The organism is Bacteroidota bacterium (genome assembly GCA_016715945.1).
GTDB lineage: Bacteria > Bacteroidota > Bacteroidia > Bacteroidales > F082 > JALNZU01.
Map to the genome: position 1 here is coordinate 1,052,505 of JADJXJ010000001.1, position 18,855 is coordinate 1,071,359.

Below are 18,855 nucleotides of genomic sequence, written 5' to 3' on the forward strand. Positions count from 1 at the left end.
TCCCGCAAACAGAAGCATAAATCCGGTTTACTTTCGGAAGAACCTGATAATGAGCACTTCGGCGAGCAGGAACAAAAGTGTCAGCCAGATAAAAAGCTGATGAACGGGTCGGCCGGTCATCAGGCTGCTCATCGCCTCACCCAGCCCCCGGGCGTCGGGTTCGATGACTTCGACATGTTTGAAACCAAGCTCCTGCAGCATCTTTTTTACTTCGCCGGCCGGCACAAAATCCATGACCGACTCTTTGCGCGTTTCGTTGACTGCCAGTCTGGTAATGAGGCTATCGCCGGCATGAAGGCCATAAAATCCGGGACGAAGCAAGTCGGGATATACCAAAGCCACATCGCGGCGGCCCTCACTTGAGAGCTCGGGGAGCAACCTGACCTGCCCGTCGGCCGATCGCAGCTCGGGGGGCACACGCTCGCTGAAGGTGGAAGCAAGCGGGATGCGCACCATTCCGTCGATGAGCTGGTACAAGCCCGCATTCCGGTTGCTGAGGAGGAGTGAGCGGTACATCAGCGCCACAAACAGGTTGTTATTCATCAGATTGGTCCATGCCGGATCGAGCGGCGCTGCATGGGCATACACCAGACCTTCGCCGGCCTGGCTGCTGACAAGCATCGGCATGCTATTGAGCATGAGCACTGGCGCCTGCACCACCTGTGTGCCCATCCCACTCAGGGCATACCATTTTTTCAGCGAAGGCAGCTCGGCGTTTTCGGGCACCTTATCGAAGGCGCCTTTGAGCAGCGGATGCTCGGTTTGCAAAAGGCTCACCCTTGTGCGGGTGGTATCGGGCCGTTGAGCGTAGTTGATTCCAAACTGCTGCGCCAGTGCAGCAATGGCAGCATTCGACTGCGCTGACGGAAAAAGAATCAGGTTACCTCCGTTACGCACAAAAGCATCAAGCATGCCTGCCAGCCCAGTATTGACTTCGCTGAGCCCGCTCACGATGATGGTCTCATAGGCATCCAACATCTGCACGTCCAGCCTGAGCCGCTGGGCAACCTGATAGTCCACCTGCGGATCGTCGGCAAAAAGCAGTGAGAGATAGGTATTTGGCTGATTTTCGAAGATCTCCAGCACGGGAATGGCATCCCGGACTTCAAAACTCAAAAACAGCTCATCGTCGAACACCACGGGATCGTCAACCACCGATATCACTGCTTCGTATTTGCCGGCCTTGTCCGGGAGGTATTGCAGGATGGTTTGGGTGCTCCCACCTGCCGGTATATCCACGGTGCCTGCTGCCTTCTGCTGATTATTAACCGAGAGGGTCACAGGCAGGGCCTCCACCTTGTCGTTGCCCCAGTTGGTCAGGCTGATGTAGAAATTCACCGGCTGACCCGGCAGCAGCACCGGATTTTCGACCCAGCAACTGTCCACACTGATGTTGTCGGAGCGCACGGGCTTTGCCGGTACGAGGAAGATACGAAGGTTGCTATCGGGCGTTATTTGCTCAAAGTTAAGGCCACTGCGTTGAAAATCGCTCAACAAATACAAAAAGCGTTCATCAACATCCTTTTGAAGAATATCGTTGCGAAAACGCTGCAGTACCTGGCCAAGGTTTACCCCAGCCGCACTTGGGCGCACCTGAACAACTTCCTGCCTGAACTCGTCGGCCGACATAAACTGCTGATGCCGGGGCAGAAAGTCATTGGTCAACAGCCTGAACCTGTCGTCCAACCGGAAAGCCGTGGGCAAACTCAGTGCATGCTGGCGGAGCTCATCGAGCAGGCTCATGCGCTCGCCCCTGAGCTGCATGCTAAGCGAATTATCCAGATAAACCCCAACATGCTTCATACCTTCTCCGGCCGCGCCTTCAGGCTTGAAATAAGGCCGCGCAAAAGCCAGAACAAGCGAAGCAATGGCCAGCATGCGCGCAAGCAGGATAAGCAGATGCTTCAGTCTGCGTTGTTTGTTGGTTTGCTGCTGCAGGTTGCGAAGCAGCCTGACGTCGCTGAAAAACAGGGTACGATGGCGCCTGAAGTTGAACAGATGCACCACAATCGGAATGAGCAGGGCAAAGAGCCACCATAGCAGTTGCGGATGTACAAAATGCATGTCGGACAAGTGGATTGCAAAAGTAGCGAAAACAGGCTGTACAGGAAGAAGTTTCACCAAGCGCGCTTGCCGGAATGCCTGTCATCCTGGCAAAGACATGTTTTATCGGCAAAAACGGGAAACAAGGCAGCTGCAGCGGGCTGTGCATCAATGACCGGAAAAATCTACCTTTGCATTTCGCGTATTTAATTGCTTGCCAAACCCTATGACACTCGATTCTGCAGCCGATTTTACCCACGATGCCGGCGAAAAACAGCATGAAACCTCTGCCCCCTCCCCCACCGAAACCCATTCGGTGACCAGGCTGGCAGGTATGTTTCAGAACTGGTTTCTCGACTATGCATCCTATGTGATCCTTGAACGCGCAGTGCCGGAAATCAACGACGGACTGAAACCCGTGCAACGCCGACTGCTGCATGCCATGAAACAGCTCGATGACGGCCGTTTCAACAAAGTGGCCAATATCATCGGGCACACCATGCAATATCACCCCCACGGCGATGCCTCGATTGGCGACGCACTTGTGCAACTGGGGCAAAAAGAGCTGCTTATCGAAACCCAGGGCAACTGGGGCAACATCCTCACCGGCGATAGTGCTGCGGCACCACGATACATTGAAGCAAGGCTGTCGAAATTTGCCAACGAAGTGGTTTTCAACCCGAAAACTACCAAATGGAAGCTTTCTTACGACGGCCGCAATAAAGAACCCATTACCCTTCCGGTAAAATTCCCCCTCCTCCTGGCCATGGGCGTCGAAGGCATAGCCGTAGGCCTGGCGTCCAAAATCATGCCCCACAACTTCATCGAACTCATCGATGCTTCCATTGCAGTGCTCAAAGGGGAAGACTTTGTGCTCTATCCCGATTTTCCGACTGGTGGACTGGCCGATGTGTCCAGGTATAACGACGGCATGCGGGGAGGCAAGGTACGCATCCGTGCCAGAATCTCCCAACTCGACAAGAAAACGCTTGTAATCAGCGAGATACCTTTTTCAACGACCACTACCTCACTGATCGACAGCATTATTGCGGCCAACGACAAGGGCAAAATAAAAATCCGCAAGATTGACGACAACACGGCCGAGAATGTGGAAATTCTGGTCCATCTGGCACCAGGCGTCTCGCCCGACCAGACTATTGATGCCCTCTACGCCTTCACCCAATGCGAAGTGTCGGTTTCGCCCAACACCTGCGTGATCCTCGACGGCAAGCCTGCCTTTCTGGGTGTGAGCGACATCCTCAGGCACAACACCAACCAAACCATGTCGCTGCTGGGGCTGGAGCTGAGCATCAGGCTGGACGAACTCAGGGAAGAATGGCACCACGCCTCGCTGGAAAAAATCTTCATCGAAAACCGTATCTACAACAAGATTGAAGAGTGCGAAAGCTGGGAAGAAGTACTCGACACCATCGACCGCGAACTCGGGCCTTTCAAACCCCTGCTCCGCCGCGAAGTGACCCGTGACGACATCATTGCCCTGACCGAAATCAAAATCAAACGCATCTCAAAATACAACACTTTTAAAGCCGACGAGCACATCAGATCGCTCGAAACCGAGATGGACGAGGTGCAAAACCACCTCGATCACCTCACAGACTTTACCATTCTGTATTACGAGCAGCTCAAAAAGAAATATGGCAAAGGACGGGAGCGAAAGACCGAGCTGCGCAATTTCGATACCATCGAAGCTGCTGCCGTGGCTGCCAACAACGAAAAGCTATATGTGAACCGGGCCGAAGGTTTCATAGGCACGTCGCTGCGTAAGGATGAGTTTGTTTGCGACTGTTCCGACATCGACGACATCATCGTTTTTCGCGACAATGGCACCTTTGTGGTGACCAAGGTGGCCGCCAAAACCTTTGTGGGTGAGGGCATTATTCATGTGGCCGTGTTCAAGCGCAACGACGACCGCACCATATATAACATGATTTACCGCGATGGTAAGAAAGGCCCCTGGTATGTGAAACGTTTTGCTGTGGTGGGCGTGACGCGCGACAAGGAATACGACCTCACCGCTGGCAATCCCGACTCGAAGGTGTATTATTTTTCGGCCAATCCGAATGGCGAAGCCGAAATTGTGAAAGTGACGCTCAAGCCAAAGCCAAAACTGAAAAAGCCAAGCTTTGAATACGATTTTGCACAACTGGCCATCAAAGGCAGGGCCTCGCGCGGCAACCTGCTGACCAAAAACCCCGTACGCAACATCCACAAGCGCGAAGACGGGGTGAGCACCCTGGGCGCACGTCCAATATGGTACGACGACACCGTGCAACGCCTCAATACCGAAGGCCGCGGCAGGCTGCTGGGTCAGTTTATGGGCGACGACCGCATTCTGGCCATCATGTCGAACGGCGAATTCAAACTCACCTCCTTCGACCTCTCCACCCATTTTGACGACGACATGATTATCCTGCGCAAGTTCGAACCCGACGAAGTATGCTCAGTGATATATATCGAAGGGGAGACCGGCCTGCACTACCTGAAACGTTTCCAGATTGAAGAAGAGACACCCTCGAACAAGCGCATCAGCTTCATTGGCGAACATCCCGAAAGCAAATTTATCAGCATCATGTTCGGTGCCCTGCCCATGCTCTCGCTCAGCTTCAAACCCAACGAAAAAGGCAGGCAGCCCGAGGACGAGACCATCAACGTGGCCGAATTTATTGGTATCAAGAGTTATAAGGCCAAAGGCAAACGCCTGAGCAACAACACCATAGACACCATCACCGAGCTTGAACCCCTCGAACCTCCGGCCATGGAAGAAGCTGAGGAAACCTCCGAAACAGAAAGCGGAACCGCTGCGACAGGCGACCCAAACAATCCGGCAGACGACGAAGGCCTTATAAACAACCAGGACGAACATGGCAATAATTCACGCGGACCTGCCACACCCGGCATACAAATGACGCTGGAGTTTTAGGGGACAAAGTGCTGTAGAAATGTAGGTATCTGATGGAAATTCAGGGCTATACGTAACGGCGTGATTTCTAAGCATCCCGTCCTTCGGACGAGATCAATAACCACAAAATTTGCTGCTACTAAACCTGACGTAGGTGCATTTGCAGGTGGAGTTCTGATTTGTTGTCATGCGAAAAAAGGATTTGGGCTTTTTGGCGAAGGTTGGCAGGGCCGCGGATGGTGATTTCAATTTTTGCTATACTTTCTTGACTGATTGTTAAAACGAATGTCGGCTATTTCTTTTTAATGAAACTTTTCCGATCAAAGAAGGATTACGGAAAAAGAGACTGATTACTAAACTGTGTCAAGGTTAAGAATTAGAAATAATAACTTAAACAACGTGAAGAAGAAAAAATCATTTGATAACTGCTCATTTGAGCATTAATGCTTCCCCAAATTTTCACTCCGGCACCCAGCCTCCTGATTATTAAGAACATATCGTCACTATCTCTTGATTAAGCAAATTCGGCCTGCAATGCATGCGCTTTGCATTCGCTGCATATTAACTTTTCATTTAGATGTGACCCGATTTAAAACCCATTGTCCTTTAAAACATTACATTTAAGCAAAAACTTATGCAAAAAAGAGTGTTGATCATTGGCGGTGGTGTGGCGGGTTTGTCGGCAGGGATATATGCTGCCCGCAATGGCTTCGATACCGAAATCATAGAAATGCACACTGTGGCGGGTGGGCAATGCACGGCATGGAAACGTAAAGGTTACAGCTTTGACTATTGCCTGCACTGGCTGGTCGGCACCTCAGGAGGGGCATTTCACGACATCTGGAAAGAGACCGGTGTACTCACCGATGATACAGTCGTAGTGGACCACGAGATTCACTCGCACATTATTTTGCCCGACGGGAAAGAATTCACCATCTATTCCGACATCAGCAGGTGGGAGCAATACCTTCTGCAGATCGCACCTGAGGATGCGATCGCTATCCGGCGCATGTGCAACGATATGCGAAAAAGTGCATACCTGGAACCTTTCAGCGATCCGCCCGAACTGCGCTCAGGCATGGACTACTTACGTAGCCTGATAAAAATATGGCCTGTTTTACGAATTATCCAAAGATTTGGCAGAAAATCAGGAAAAGCATATTTCGACAGCCTGAATTTCAAAAATCCTTTGCTTCGGGATGCGCTTTATAAATCTTTCGGAGAGCGCGATTTTTCAGCCCTTGTATTTATTTTTATGCTCGGGTGGTTCAACCAGAAAAACGCTGGCTACATACTTGGGGGTTCTTATCCACTTGCGCAACGTATGCTGAAAACTTACCTGAAAGAAGGTGGTGGCATCAGCTTTGGCAAAAAAGTAAACAAAATCATTGTTGAGCAAAATTGCGCCAAAGGCGTGGTTTTAAACGATGGCACCAGGTTGAAGGCCGATTACATTATTGCAGCCTGCGATGGATATTCGACCATTTACGAAATGCTCGAAGGTAAGTATCTGAGCAAAAAAACCGCAAAGGCCTACAAAGAATGGCCCTTGTTCCCTGCCATGGTTCAGGTGTCGTTTGGTATCAACCGGTCTTTTTCGGAGGCCATTCCGGTGACCAATGTGGTAGCTCCTGGTAAAAAGATCGGAATAACAACGCTTACGCACGGCTATAGCCTCATGAACTACTTTTTTGACCCGAATATGGCCCCCGAGGGAAAAACAACCATTGTCCTCCGATTCGACAGCCCCTGGGAGCTTTGGGAAAGACTTGATAACGAAGCTTATAAGCAAGCGAAAGACGAAACCCTGGCTGATGCCGTTCAATTGCTTGAGGGTCATTATCCGGGCATTTCAGAGGACATAGAGGTAAGCGATGTGGCAACACCCCGAACCACTGTACGTTATACTGGTGTGCGCAAAGGAGCCTACGAAGGATTCTTTCCAACCAGTCAGAATATGATGAAAACGCTCGACATGACCCTACCTGGTCTGAGTAACTTCCTGATGGCAGGACAATGGTTGTTTCCTGGGGGTGGATTACCTCCAGCAGCTCAAACAGGCAAATGGGCAATTCAGAAAATTTGCAAAAGAGAGCGCATTCCATTCGCAAGCAAATCCAGGTCTTTTACTCACCAATAAATTTTGTATGACATGAATGAAACCACTAATGAAAAAAAGCACAGGCCCTACGGCAAACCCCACAGTTCGGACGCTGTGTATGGCCTTGGTCTGATCGGTGCCGCCGTGTACTACATCGGCACAGCCGGAACCTTCTGGGCCGGCGCACTAGGTTTACTGAAAGCCTTCGTTTGGCCCGCCTTCCTGGTTTATGAAGCCCTCAAGGCACTTGGCGTCTGAAACAATCTTGTTGCAACATGTTCTAATAGCCTGGCAGGTAACACACAAAAAAACGGCCTCAGGGCGAGGCCGTTTTTTCTATCGTTCAATGACTGAGAATCAGACGAGCTCCACCGGTTCGGGTTGGGTGTATGCTTCCAAAGGCAGACAGGTGCACACCAGGTTGCGGTCGCCATAGGCATCGTCGATGCGCGATACTGCTGGGAAATATTTGTCGGCAGTAACCGCAGGCAGCGGTGCGACAGCTTTCTGGCGGCTGTATGGGAGCTTCCATTCCTCTGCGATGACCATATCGAAGGTGTGGGGTGCATTGCTCACCACATTATTGTGTTTTTCGGCTTTGCCATCTTCCACTTCGGCAATCTCGGCCCGGATGGAAATCATGGCTTCGATAAACCGTTCAATCTCGCGCAATGGTTCGCTTTCGGTGGGTTCCACCATCAGCGTTCCATGCACGGGGAAAGCGACCGTTGGGGCATGAAATCCGTAGTCCATGAGTCGCTTGGCAATGTCAACCACAGTAATGTCGGCGGTGCGGCTGAACTGGTTGCAATCGAGGATAAACTCATGCGCAACGGTGCCTTTGTTGCCGGTATAAAGAATAGGATAGTGCTGCTGCAGGCGGGCTTTCATGTAATTGGCATTCAGGATGGCAATTTTGGTAGCATACGTAAGCCATTCACCACCAAGCATTTTGATGTATCCGTAGCTTATTGGCAGAATTAGTGCGCTGCCAAAGGGTGCAGCCGACACCGCGTGGATGGCCTTTTCGCCTCCGGTGCTGACCAGCGCATGGCCGGGCAGGAAAGGAGCCAGGTGGGCAGCCACACCAATGGGACCCACACCCGGGCCGCCTCCGCCGTGAGGTATAGCAAAGGTTTTGTGCAGATTCAGGTGGCATACGTCAGCGCCGATGAAGCCGGGACTGGTGAGCCCAACCTGGGCATTCATATTAGCTCCGTCCATATACACCTGACCGCCATGGGCATGCACAATATCGATGAGCTCCGTAATTCCTTTTTCGAACACGCCGTGTGTGGACGGGTAAGTAACCATCACAGCAGCAAGCCTGTCGGAATTGGCCTCTGCCTTCTGACGGAGGTCGTCGAGGTCCACATTGCCGTGCGCATCGCACTTAACCACAACCACTTCCATGCCAGCCATCACCGCACTTGCGGGATTGGTGCCATGTGCCGAGCTGGGAATGAGGCATACATTGCGGTGACCTTCGCCGCGCGACAGATGATAGGCACGAATCACCAGGAGCCCGGTATATTCGCCGCTGGCGCCGCTGTTGGGCATAAACGAAACTGCACTGAAACCGGTGATCTCGCACAAGGCTTTTTCCAGTTCGCTGATCAGCTGGGCATAGCCCTCCGCCTGATCGGCAGGCACAAAAGGATGAAGGTTGGCAAACTCAGGCCAGGTGAGCGAAAACAATTCTGAAGCAGCATTGAGCTTCATTGTACATGAGCCCAGCGGTATCATGGTGCGATTGAGGGCCAGGTCGCGATTTTCGAGCCGCTTCATGTAGCGCATCATGTCGGTTTCGGAATGGTAGGAGTTGAATACCGGATGCGTCATGAAATCGGACTGTCGGACAAAGCCCTCGAGCCTCGAGGCGCTGTCGTCCAACGATTTAGGTCCTTCGGTGATGGCCCGGCCGGTGATGCTGCTCAATACATGTACAATCATCTTCAGGTCGTCGGGCGTGGTGGTCTCATCCAGGCTGATGCCAAAGTGTTTGTCGTCGATGTACCGGAAGTTGATCCGTGCGCCTTCGGCAGCCACACGCAGGGTGGCGGTGCTGAAACCTTCGGGCATGGCCACTTTGAGGGTATCGAAGAAATGGGTGTTAAGCTGCCGGTATCCGGCTTTTTCTATCGAAAGCGACAGGCTGACGGCCAGCGAGTGGATGCGTCCTGCAATGTTGCGCAGTCCTTCCGGACCGTGGTAAGCGCCGTAAAATCCGGCCATGATGGCCAGCAGGGCCTGGGCAGTACATATATTTGAGGTGGCCCGCTCGCGCTTGATGTGCTGTTCGCGGGTTTGCAGCGCCATGCGAAGGGCCGGACGTCCTTTGCTGTCTTTCGAGACACCTATGATGCGGCCGGGTATGTTGCGTTTGTATGCCTCTGTGGTAGCAAAAAATGCGGCATGCGGCCCCCCATAGCCCAGCGGAACGCCAAAGCGCTGTGAACTTCCGATGGCCACATCGGCACCCCATTCGCCGGGAGGTGTAATAAGTACCAGACTCAACAGATCTGCCGCCACCGCCACCTGCACGCCCTGCTGCTTGAGCTGCTGCACCAGCGCACGGTTGTCGTGAATCTGTCCGTATTGATCCGGATACTGAAGCAAAGCACCAAACCAGGTCTCGTCGGCCCTGGCGTCGGCAAAGCTACCCACAAGCACCTCAATACCAAGAGGTTCAGCCCTCATACGGATGACATCCAGGGTTTGGGGAAACACACCGTCGGAAACAAAGAACCGGTTGGCACCTGCCTTAACCTGTTGGCGTGAGCGGGAATTAAAAAACATGATCATGGCTTCGGCTGCTGCAGTGGCTTCGTCGAGCAACGAAGCATTGGCAATCGGCATAGCCGTGAGTTCGCTCACCATGGTCTGGAAATTGAGCAGAGCCTCCAGCCTGCCTTGGGATATTTCGGCCTGATAGGGCGTATATGCAGTGTACCAGCCCGGATTCTCCAGCACATTGCGTTGAATCACCGAGGGCGTTATGGTACCGTAATAACCCATTCCAATGTAGGTCTTGAAAAGCTTGTTTTTCGAGCCCAACATCCGCAGGTGTGCCAGATATTCGTTTTCGCTCATCCACTCAGGCAGATCAAGCGGACGCGGCAGGCGAATATTGTCGGGCAACACCTCGTAAAGAAACTGATCCATGCTTTCCATTCCGAGATAAGCAAGCATCATCTGTACATCTTTTGGGTCGGGGCCGATGTGTCTTTTTAAAAATTCATTCGAAGGCATATCAGATCAGGCGTTTGTAGTTTGGGTAAAAGTGTTTTGTACTGCTAAAAACAGCACAAAGTTAGAAATTGTTCTGCCTTGGCTTGTAAAGCACCAACATTTGTTGTTAATATTTTCACAAATTAGGGGTTCCCATGGGATATTTGCGCAACAGGTCGAATCGGGGCAAAACGAAAGGTTTAAAAAATCTGCCCTTATCAAATATTTGTCATCCATGATGTTTTTAACTTATGTCAGGTTTTTGGTGGAGTAAAGTCCAAAATAAAAAACCGTCCGCTTTGCAGCAGACGGTCGTTTAATTTGGTTGGGCCGCGATGGGCGGGTGTCAGTCGAAATTTTTCTTCATATACTGCAGTCGCTCGAAGCCTGCGGTGTTTTCCGGGTAGCGGCTCACCTTTCCGCGGAATTCATCCACAGATTTGTATCCGTTCATTTTCATCCAGTCTTTTACGCCCTCACGAATGTCGGTCAGGTAGGTAATTCCGTTCTGGTAAAGGGTAGTGCACAACTGGGTCACTGTGGCTCCGGCCAGAAGTTGCTTCACCACACCTATGGAATAGTGAATACCTGTGGATGCTGCCAGATCGGCGGGGAAATTATTTGAACGCAACAAGGCAATCCACCGCATGGAAACAGATTTTTCGTCGGGGCTCGAGAAGATGTTATCTGTAACCACTTTGGCCGTGGCGATATCCACATCAGGATTGTAGAACCTGTTGAAGAGCACCAGTCCATCGGCTCCGGCCTCCTGCAGGCGCCATGCCATAGCCATCATATTGGTGAAGAAAGGTCCGATTTTGACCGAAACAGGTATGTTTACCTGCTTTTTGACCTCGCGCACGATGGCGGCATATGTTTCTTCGATAGCTTCGCTGCTCAAATGCCTGTCGTTCGGAAAAAGTGCAATGTTCAACTCCAGCGCATGGGCGCCTGCCGCTTCAATTTTTGAAGCAAAATGCACCCACTCGTTTGGGCTGACGCAGTTGACGCTGGCAATTACCGGAATATCGGTTTCCTTTCGTGCATCGCTGATCAGGCGGAGGTATTCGTCGAGCACCGGACCTTTGGAGATATTGGTAACAAATTCCTCAGCCTCGGGATACCAGAAGTAGAAATCCTGCTTGCGGGTTTTTGCAGCAATACGCGCAGTGATTTGTTCTTCGAAAACCGACTTGAGCACCACCGCTCCGGCCCCGGCCTTGTGGCACTCCTTTATGTTTTTCAGGTTGCCTGTGAGCTTGCTGCTGCTTACCACCAGCGGGTTCTTTAATTGTAATCCGAGATAGGTTGTTGAGAGATCCATATTGTAGGCTTTAAATTTTCAGTTTACGGTAACTTCGTTCTTCGTTTTAAGGAGAAAATTTTGCAGGAAATCGAGTGCCAGGCTGAGGTTATGCCGGGCATCTTCCGACAGGCGCTCTTCAAAATCCCAGTTGTACCCTCTGATTTGCAGCAACATAGCCTTCGGTCTGTTGCCGTTGATCTTTTGACAGAGGTCGAGCACAAAGGCGGGCGAAACGGCGTGCATGGTAAACTCCACCCGGGCATCGGACGGGTTGACCTCAGTGAAACGAAAATCGTCCACTGCCTCGTCCAGGGTTGCATCCACGAAAATCACCAGCTCGCGCCCGGCAATGGCAGCTGCATCTTCGATATTGAGCTGGTAGTTGCAATCGGTGTCCACCTCAAGTCCGGTTTGGGTGGCGAGCCACTGTTCAAGTTGTTGCACAAGGGCTGCACCCAGGCCATCGTCCTGCCGGCCGGGATTGCCGTATCCATACACCAGGATTTTCGACATCTTCCTGATTATTGTTTCATCTTACGGTCAATCAACTCGTTGCGCTCATTGAGCAAAGTGATTTCCAGAGGCATTTTGCCCAATGCATGGGTGGCGCAGCTCAGGCAGGGGTCGTACGCACGTATGGCCACCTCCACTGCGTTCATCATTCCTTCGGTGATTACCTCCTTGCCATTCATCATTTTTTTAGCCACCTGATTGACCGAGCGGTTCATGGGCTCATTGTTGTTGGTGGTCGAAACGATGAGGTTGGCCATCACAATCTGATCCTGCTCATTGATGCGGTAGTGATGGAACAAGGTGCCACGCGGGGCCTCAATCAAGCCAACGCCCTCGTTTTGCTTGGTGCCCTTGGTCACCAGATCAGTTCCCATGATATCGGGATCGTGAAGCAGGTCGCGGATCACTTCGGCGGCATGCAGGGTCTCGATCAGGCGGGCATAGTGCATATGCAGGCAGTGATTGTTTGGCTTACCGCCGGTGAGGGCTTTGTACTGCTCGAATTCGGCCTGTGCCAGGGGCGATGGAATGAAATCGCAGGTGTTGAGCCTTGCCAGCGGTCCTACCCTGTACCAGCCCTTTTCCTTGCCAAGGTGTTTCAGGTAGGGGAACTTCATATAGCTCCAGCTCCGGACTTCTTCTTCGATATAGTTTGTATATTCCTGGTAATCAATATCATTTAGGATACGATTGCCTTCTGCATCCACGGCCCTCAGGCGACCGTGATAGAGGTCGAGGGCGCCGTCGTCGCGCACCAGGCTCAGGTGATTGCTGGGGAAATAGGCAAAGCCGTCGATGAAGTCTTTGTTGGCTTTGTAGTAGCTCTTGAAAAAGTCGAGGGCTTCCTGTGCCCAGGCTACCATTTTGTCGGCATTCAGCGGGTCGGGGCCTTTGAGAAATTCGTCCACCTCGGCCTGGCTGAGGCTTTTGTTGATACCTCCCGGAATTGCGCCGGTGCCGTGAATCTTTTTACCGGCGGTGGCGCGGATGATTTCCTGTCCGAATTTGCGCATCATCACCCCCTGCACGGCCAGCGAAGGGTTGGTCAGTGCAATGCCGATGATGTTGCGTATGGCCGGGTCGCCGTCGATACCGAAAAGAAAGTCGGGTGCGCTCAGGTGGAAGAAATGCAGGGCGTGCGACTGGAAGAATTGACCGTAGTGCATCAGCCTGCGCATTTTTTCGCCTGTAGGCGTGAGTCCTTTGCCGGTGCCGGCTCCCACAATCACATCGAGGGCCTTGGCTGCTGCAAGGTGGTGGCTCACCGGGCAAATGCCGCACAGGCGCTGCACCAGCACCGGGGCTTCCCAGTAAGGACGTCCTTGCACAAAACGCTCAAATCCACGAAATTCGACAATATGCAGACGACTCTGGGTAACATTCAGCTTATCGTCCATCAGGATGGTAACCTTGCCGTGGCCTTCCACGCGGGTTACCGGTTCTATGGTGATCTTTTTGACATGGCTTTGCAGGTGTTTTAGTCAAACTTTACAACTTCATAGGGCAATTTGAGCGGATTGCCGGTGATCAGGGCCACTAGCGCTTCCCATATCAGGTCGGCTCGTGGCGGGCAGCCCGGCAGGAAATAGTCAATCTTGACGATCTCGTGGCAGGGATACACCCGGTCGAGCAGCATTGGCAGCTCATCATCGTTGGGCAGGATGCGTTCTTTGTTGAGCTGCACAGTCGGCCCGTTCAGGTAGGCTTCCTCGATGCACTCCTCCACCGGGATGCCGTTCCGCATGGCAGGCAGTCCGCCCATGATGGCACATTCGCCCAGCGAGATCAGAATCTTGCAGTTTTTGCGAAACGAACGCAGCACCTCCACGTTTTCGCTGTTGCAACAGCCTCCTTCGATGATGCCGATGTCCACCGGCTTGGTGAAGGTCTTGATATCGTCGACCGGCGATTTGTTAAATTCGACCAGCTCGATGAGCTGCAATATGCGTTCGTCAATATCGAGTATGGACATATGGCAGCCAAAACATCCTGCCAATGAAGTAGTTGCGATTACTGGTTTACTCATTTTAGTTTCCTCCTCCGGTTTTGGTTAAACGGCCACATCGCTGCCGATGGGTTTATGATCGAATTTTCGCTGGCCGATGGGTTGAACGAAGCCTTTTTCTTTTACCAGGATTGAGCCTACTGGGCAGGCATTCATGGCGGCTTCGGCCAGCTCAGGGGTCATCTGCTTGCCCAGATCCTCGTCGAGCACCACTTCCAGGTGGTTTCCCCGGTTGCGGAAAGCAAAGAGCGGGCGTCCCTGATCGTCGCGTATGGCTTTGATGCAACGTTTGCACATGATGCAACGGTTCTGGTCTTTGATGATATAAGGCGAAGAGGCATCGACACCTTTCTGCGGGAAGTCGTAGGGGAACCGCGGCACCATCATCTGATAGTAGTAGCCAAGCGCCTGCAGTTCGCAGTTTCCGCTTTTTTCGCATGCGGGGCAGAAATGGTTGCCACTCACAAACAGCAGTTCCACGATACTTTTTCGCAACTCATTGATTTGCTCTGTGTTGCTTTCAATTTCCATGCCCATGGTTACGGGTGTGGTACACGAAGTCATAAGCCGACCGTTGATGCGCACCGTGCAGATGCGGCATGCCCCTTTGGGTTTGACGCCGGGCATATTGCACAGGGTGGGGATATAAATCCCGTTTTGCCTTGCAGCCTCAACAATATAAGTACCGCTTTCGGCCATGCATTCTGTGCCGTCGATTTTAAATTTGATCAGTTCGCTCATGGGTGCTGTGTTTAATGTTCGTGATGGTGAAACACGGCCTTACGGCCCACGTAAGCATTGGCAGCCTTAACCGAAGCTTCGAGGTCGAAACCCTGGTCGAAGTCTTTGTCTTTCTGCAGCAATTGTTCGTACAGATGAGGGAAGTTTTTCAGGCTCGAAATGATGGGGTTGCCCGCTGTCTGGCCTAATCCGCAACGACTGGCCTGAAGCACTTTACCCCACTCACGCAATTCATCCAGGTCTTTTTTCACGCCCCGTCCGTTTAGGATCTTGAGCAACTTGTTGCGCATTACCTGCGGCATGTTGCGGCAGGTGGAACACGACCCGCATGACTCGTCGATGAAGAATTCCATGAAATTGAGCACCACATCGCGGAGCAGATTGCGCTGCTTGCCGAAGATGATCATCGAGCCGCCTGTAGAAAGGTCGCTGTAGCCGAGGGTACGATAAAACTCATCAGGACCGATGAGTGTACCCGAAGGCCCGCCCACCTGCACTGCCTGCACATCGTAGGCACCAACCATGTCGAGCATATCGGCTACGTTGAACCCCCAGTTGACCTCGTACACCCCGGGGAACATGCAATCGCCGGATATGCTGAGAATTTTCGTTCCCGTGGAGTCGTCGGTTCCAAATTGGGTAAACCATTCGCCTCCGTTTTCGATGATGCGCACCACCGTGGCAAAGGTTTCCACATTGTTTATTATAGTAGGCTGATCGAGATAGCCCTTTTCGACCGGGAAAGGTGGTTTGTCGCGTGGCTCGCCACGTTTACCTTCGAGCGACTCAAGCAAGGCCGATTCCTCGCCGCACACATAAGCGCCTGCACCATATTGGATGCGGATATCAAAGTTGAAGCCTTCAATACCGCAGATGTTTTTGCCCAGCAGGCCTTCGTTGCGCATGTTTTGCAACACGCCTTCCAGATAATCCTTCATGTAGCGGTACTCATAACGCAGATAGAGGATGCCCTGGTCGCCTCCGATGGCATATCCGGCTACGGTCATGCCTTCGAACACAAGTTCGGGCTTTTCGGTCAGGATAACCCTGTCTTTGAAAGTGCCCGGTTCGCCTTCGTCGGCATTGCATACCACATAATGTTTATCTCCTTTGGCCCGGCGGCAAAACTCCCACTTGAAACCGGTGGGGAAGCCTGCCCCTCCCCTGCCCCGCAGGTGACTATGTTTCACCTCGGCAATGACAGCCTCGGGCGACATCACGGTCAGCTTCTCGCGCAACACCTTGCCATAGTGGTAGTTGTCCGAAAGCACCATGCCTTTGCGGCGAATGTTGCTCGAAACCATCGCCCGGAGCCGGGGATCCTGGTTTTTGCCATCGCCAAACCCTTCGTGCACCAGTTCGTTGAGCGAGCGGCCTTCGCGGATGTACCTTATAATCTCTTTGGCCCTGAAAGGGGTAAGCCTGGTAAACACCTTGTTGTTGATGATGGCCGCCGGCTCCTGGTCGCTCATGCCGATGCAGGCCGTGTCGAACAGCCCGATCAAACCGTCGGGAGTTACCTCGCCAAAGCGAATGCCGGCCGCCTTTTCAAAAGCATCCCGAATAGCCTGACGCCCGAACATGTTGGCTACAACACTGTTGTTCAGGTAGATGGAATACTTTCCCCTTGGCTTCATACTCAGAAAATGGTAAAAACTGATGGTCTGCTCGATATCAGCCAAAGAGGTACCCAGAAGCGCAGCCAACTCGCGTGCGTTGGCTTTGCTGATGTAACCCTCCGTTTCCTGGATCTCGATCAGCATGTCCATCAGGCGTGTGCGGTCGTTGCCATACTTCCACGCAATGAGTTTTGCGATGTTTTCCATGCAGTGAGTAGTGTTTGTTGGTTAAAATGAACGACTTAAGCTTTGTTGTTAATCGATTCACAACAAATGTACAAGCAAATCTCAGCTGCACAACAGCAGAATGAAATTTAGAATGTGTTTAAATTAGATTCTTGCAGGGGGTTTCATTGAAAGGCCTGTGCTTTCAAACTCATAAATCGCTGAGGGAATGTATTTTAGCTACTCTTTATTGCACGGAGCATATGCCGTTTTCCCCCAAAACCCGGAAGACGTTCGAGGGTGAAGCCAACCTGGCGCAATGCCTGTTTTACGCTGCCTTTTGCGCTGTATGTGACCAGCAATCCACCTTTGCACAAAGCATGATAAATGGCCGAAAAAATATCACATGTCCAGAGCTCAGGCTGCACAGCCGCACTGAAGGCATCAAAATAGACCAACTGAAACCGGCCGGCCTCCGGCACAAAGGTCCTGAAATCGGCTTCCAGCTTGGTGAGGAAAAAACTTTCCGTGATTTTCTCCTCCTTGTTCCAGGCTGCCGACATGATGCGAAAGTAGCGCTCACCGGCGTCCGGCTTTAGAAAACGGGCATAGTCGAGTTTTTCCCAGAGCTCAGGAATAAGCGGAAACTTTTCAATTCCGGTGTATGCAATCTGTGAATTTTCTCCATAAACCGATGTAAGCAAGGCATTTAAACCTGTGCCGAAACCATATTCAAGCACATGGATGGTTCCTGAGAATTTTTGCAATGCCGGCTCCAAACCGTTTTTGATGAACACATGCAACGATTCGCCCATTGCTCCGGTGGTGGAATGGTAATGTTCGCCCAGCTGCGGGTGAAAGACGGTCATGCTGCCATCGGCAGTTCGATACAGTTGAAAAGTGTCCATTGATTCAAATTCTGACAGGCGCATAAATAGTGCTGTAAAACAAGCCGGTAAAAGCATTTTCGGGCAGGACCAACACAGCTGACCACTGTCCGCTTCGGGAAATTCTGATCAGGTTGCTTTGCACGCGCACCCACACGGCATCGGGCAAAACAGCCACAACATCCGGAAAACCAGGCATATTTATTGACCATTCGACCGTGCCGCCGGGTGAGTATTTTAAAAGACTGAAACCTGAGCGCTTCAGAAAATATCCATCATACCAGAAGATCAAAGTATCTGATGTAACGGACGGAACATTCCGGAGGAGCCTCATCGAGGGTGGATCGGCCGATAGCTCATAAACCTCAATTGCCTCAGGCTTTCGAATGGCAGCGAGCAATTTGTCGTTCCCCTTCCAGCGAAAATCAACCATCTTTCCGCCCATTGGCCAGATGGAGTGCAGTGCACCCGTTTGGCGATAAAAAACCCTGACCGTATGCTTGTTGCCACCTGAACGAAAGGCCACAGCTGTAAATTGGTTGTTGTTTGCCAGGGCATAGGGCAGGCTGTCGGGATTGCCCGTAATGGAAATCAGCATATGCCCGTCGGAGGCCCGCACTGCCTTGATTTGTCCGCTTTTCTCTGCAATCCAGAATCTGGCGCCATCAGCAACCGTAAAAGCAATTTCATGCGGAAGCTGGGACGCCTGCAAAGTGTAGGATATTTCGGAGAAGGGCCACTTGATTGCCAGCAGTTTCCGGCCGTCAGGCTGCAAAATAGCAGCGGTTTGTGCGCTTTCGGACCAGCTTGCCTGCCGGCAGGCCAGGGCAGCAAACTCGCTTTCAGCAATCACCCTGCCGTCGGCCAGCAAATGCATCATGCGCATGCCGGCAGTGCCTGAATTGAAAAGCAAAAAAGCTTCTGCAGGCGCAGGCTTTGCGGTCAGCAAGATCCTCACAGACTTTTTCACCTGCCTCCCCGAACGATCCCAGAGGACCACAAACGTGGCACTCCCCGCATAATCGAGACCCTCGAGCAGAAAATATCCCTGCACAAGGGCGGAATCCGCCAGCTGAAATACCTGCGGACTGACCAGACTCACCCCATCCGCATTGACCAGACTGATTTTGAGCATGCCATAGCTGGAGGGAGTAACATTCAAGCTGTAGTATAAGGTGTCGTTCTGAATCTGGACACCCGGCGCAGGTTCCAAAATATCAATCAGTGGAAAATCCTCAACATGCGCTCTCCGGCAGGCCGTGGCCAACACAAAAAAAATAAGCACAAAAAAAATCGGACGCAAAATTTTGCTCTTTGGTTACCT

13 protein-coding genes are annotated in these 18,855 nt (G+C 52.0%); 3 read left to right on the forward strand and 10 right to left on the reverse strand.

The window, feature by feature from the left end; all coding sequences use genetic code 11:
• Positions 1 to 27: 27 nt before the first annotated feature.
• Complete coding sequence (locus IPM52_03915; protein ID MBK9290761.1) at positions 28 to 2,064, reverse strand: BatA domain-containing protein; 2,037 nt, start codon at positions 2,062 to 2,064, stop codon at positions 28 to 30.
• 205 nt (positions 2,065 to 2,269) lie between these two features.
• Here IPM52_03915 and IPM52_03920 point away from each other — a divergent pair, with 205 nt between their 5' ends.
• From IPM52_03920 to IPM52_03930, 3 genes are all read left to right on the forward strand, one after another.
• On the forward strand, positions 2,270 to 4,984 hold the full coding sequence (locus IPM52_03920; GenBank protein ID MBK9290762.1) for a DNA gyrase/topoisomerase IV subunit A: 2,715 nt from the start codon (positions 2,270 to 2,272) through the stop codon (positions 4,982 to 4,984).
• Positions 4,985 to 5,597: 613 nt separating this feature from the next.
• Positions 5,598 to 7,103, forward strand: a complete 1,506-nt coding sequence (locus IPM52_03925) for an NAD(P)/FAD-dependent oxidoreductase (protein MBK9290763.1) — start codon at positions 5,598 to 5,600, stop codon at positions 7,101 to 7,103.
• A gap of 12 nt (positions 7,104 to 7,115) precedes the next feature.
• A complete protein-coding gene (locus tag IPM52_03930; protein ID MBK9290764.1) occupies positions 7,116 to 7,322 on the forward strand; it encodes a hypothetical protein in 207 nt (68 codons plus the stop codon).
• A 99-nt stretch (positions 7,323 to 7,421) separates the two neighbouring features.
• Here the strand turns inward: IPM52_03930 and gcvP are convergent, their stop codons facing one another.
• From gcvP to IPM52_03975, 9 genes are all read right to left on the reverse strand, one after another.
• Positions 7,422 to 10,316: an aminomethyl-transferring glycine dehydrogenase gene (gcvP, locus tag IPM52_03935; protein ID MBK9290765.1), complete on the reverse strand. Its 2,895-nt coding sequence runs from the start codon at positions 10,314 to 10,316 to the stop codon at positions 7,422 to 7,424.
• Between the two features lie 325 nt (positions 10,317 to 10,641).
• Positions 10,642 to 11,619: a dihydroorotate dehydrogenase-like protein gene (locus IPM52_03940; protein MBK9290766.1), complete on the reverse strand. Its 978-nt coding sequence runs from the start codon at positions 11,617 to 11,619 to the stop codon at positions 10,642 to 10,644.
• 18 nt (positions 11,620 to 11,637) lie between these two features.
• Positions 11,638 to 12,114 carry a hydrogenase maturation protease gene (locus tag IPM52_03945; protein ID MBK9290767.1) on the reverse strand — a complete coding sequence of 159 codons (477 nt, stop codon included), beginning with the start codon at positions 12,112 to 12,114 and terminating at the stop codon, positions 11,638 to 11,640.
• Positions 12,115 to 12,122: 8 nt separating this feature from the next.
• Entirely contained in the window at positions 12,123 to 13,511 is a 1,389-nt protein-coding gene (locus tag IPM52_03950) for a Ni/Fe hydrogenase subunit alpha (GenBank protein MBK9290768.1), read from the reverse strand.
• A gap of 80 nt (positions 13,512 to 13,591) precedes the next feature.
• Positions 13,592 to 14,140 carry an NADP oxidoreductase gene (locus IPM52_03955; protein ID MBK9290769.1) on the reverse strand — a complete coding sequence of 183 codons (549 nt, stop codon included), beginning with the start codon at positions 14,138 to 14,140 and terminating at the stop codon, positions 13,592 to 13,594.
• Between the two features lie 24 nt (positions 14,141 to 14,164).
• Positions 14,165 to 14,860, reverse strand: coding sequence for a (2Fe-2S)-binding protein (locus tag IPM52_03960; GenBank protein MBK9290770.1), 696 nt, complete (start codon positions 14,858 to 14,860; stop codon positions 14,165 to 14,167).
• 11 nt (positions 14,861 to 14,871) lie between these two features.
• Positions 14,872 to 16,686, reverse strand: a complete 1,815-nt coding sequence (locus tag IPM52_03965) for an NAD(P)H-dependent oxidoreductase subunit E (protein ID MBK9290771.1) — start codon at positions 16,684 to 16,686, stop codon at positions 14,872 to 14,874.
• A gap of 194 nt (positions 16,687 to 16,880) precedes the next feature.
• On the reverse strand, positions 16,881 to 17,552 hold the full coding sequence (gene mnmD / locus IPM52_03970) for a tRNA (5-methylaminomethyl-2-thiouridine)(34)-methyltransferase MnmD (GenBank protein MBK9290772.1): 672 nt from the start codon (positions 17,550 to 17,552) through the stop codon (positions 16,881 to 16,883).
• Positions 17,553 to 17,556: 4 nt separating this feature from the next.
• Positions 17,557 to 18,834, reverse strand: coding sequence for a hypothetical protein (locus tag IPM52_03975; GenBank protein ID MBK9290773.1), 1,278 nt, complete (start codon positions 18,832 to 18,834; stop codon positions 17,557 to 17,559).
• Positions 18,835 to 18,855 lie beyond the last annotated feature (21 nt).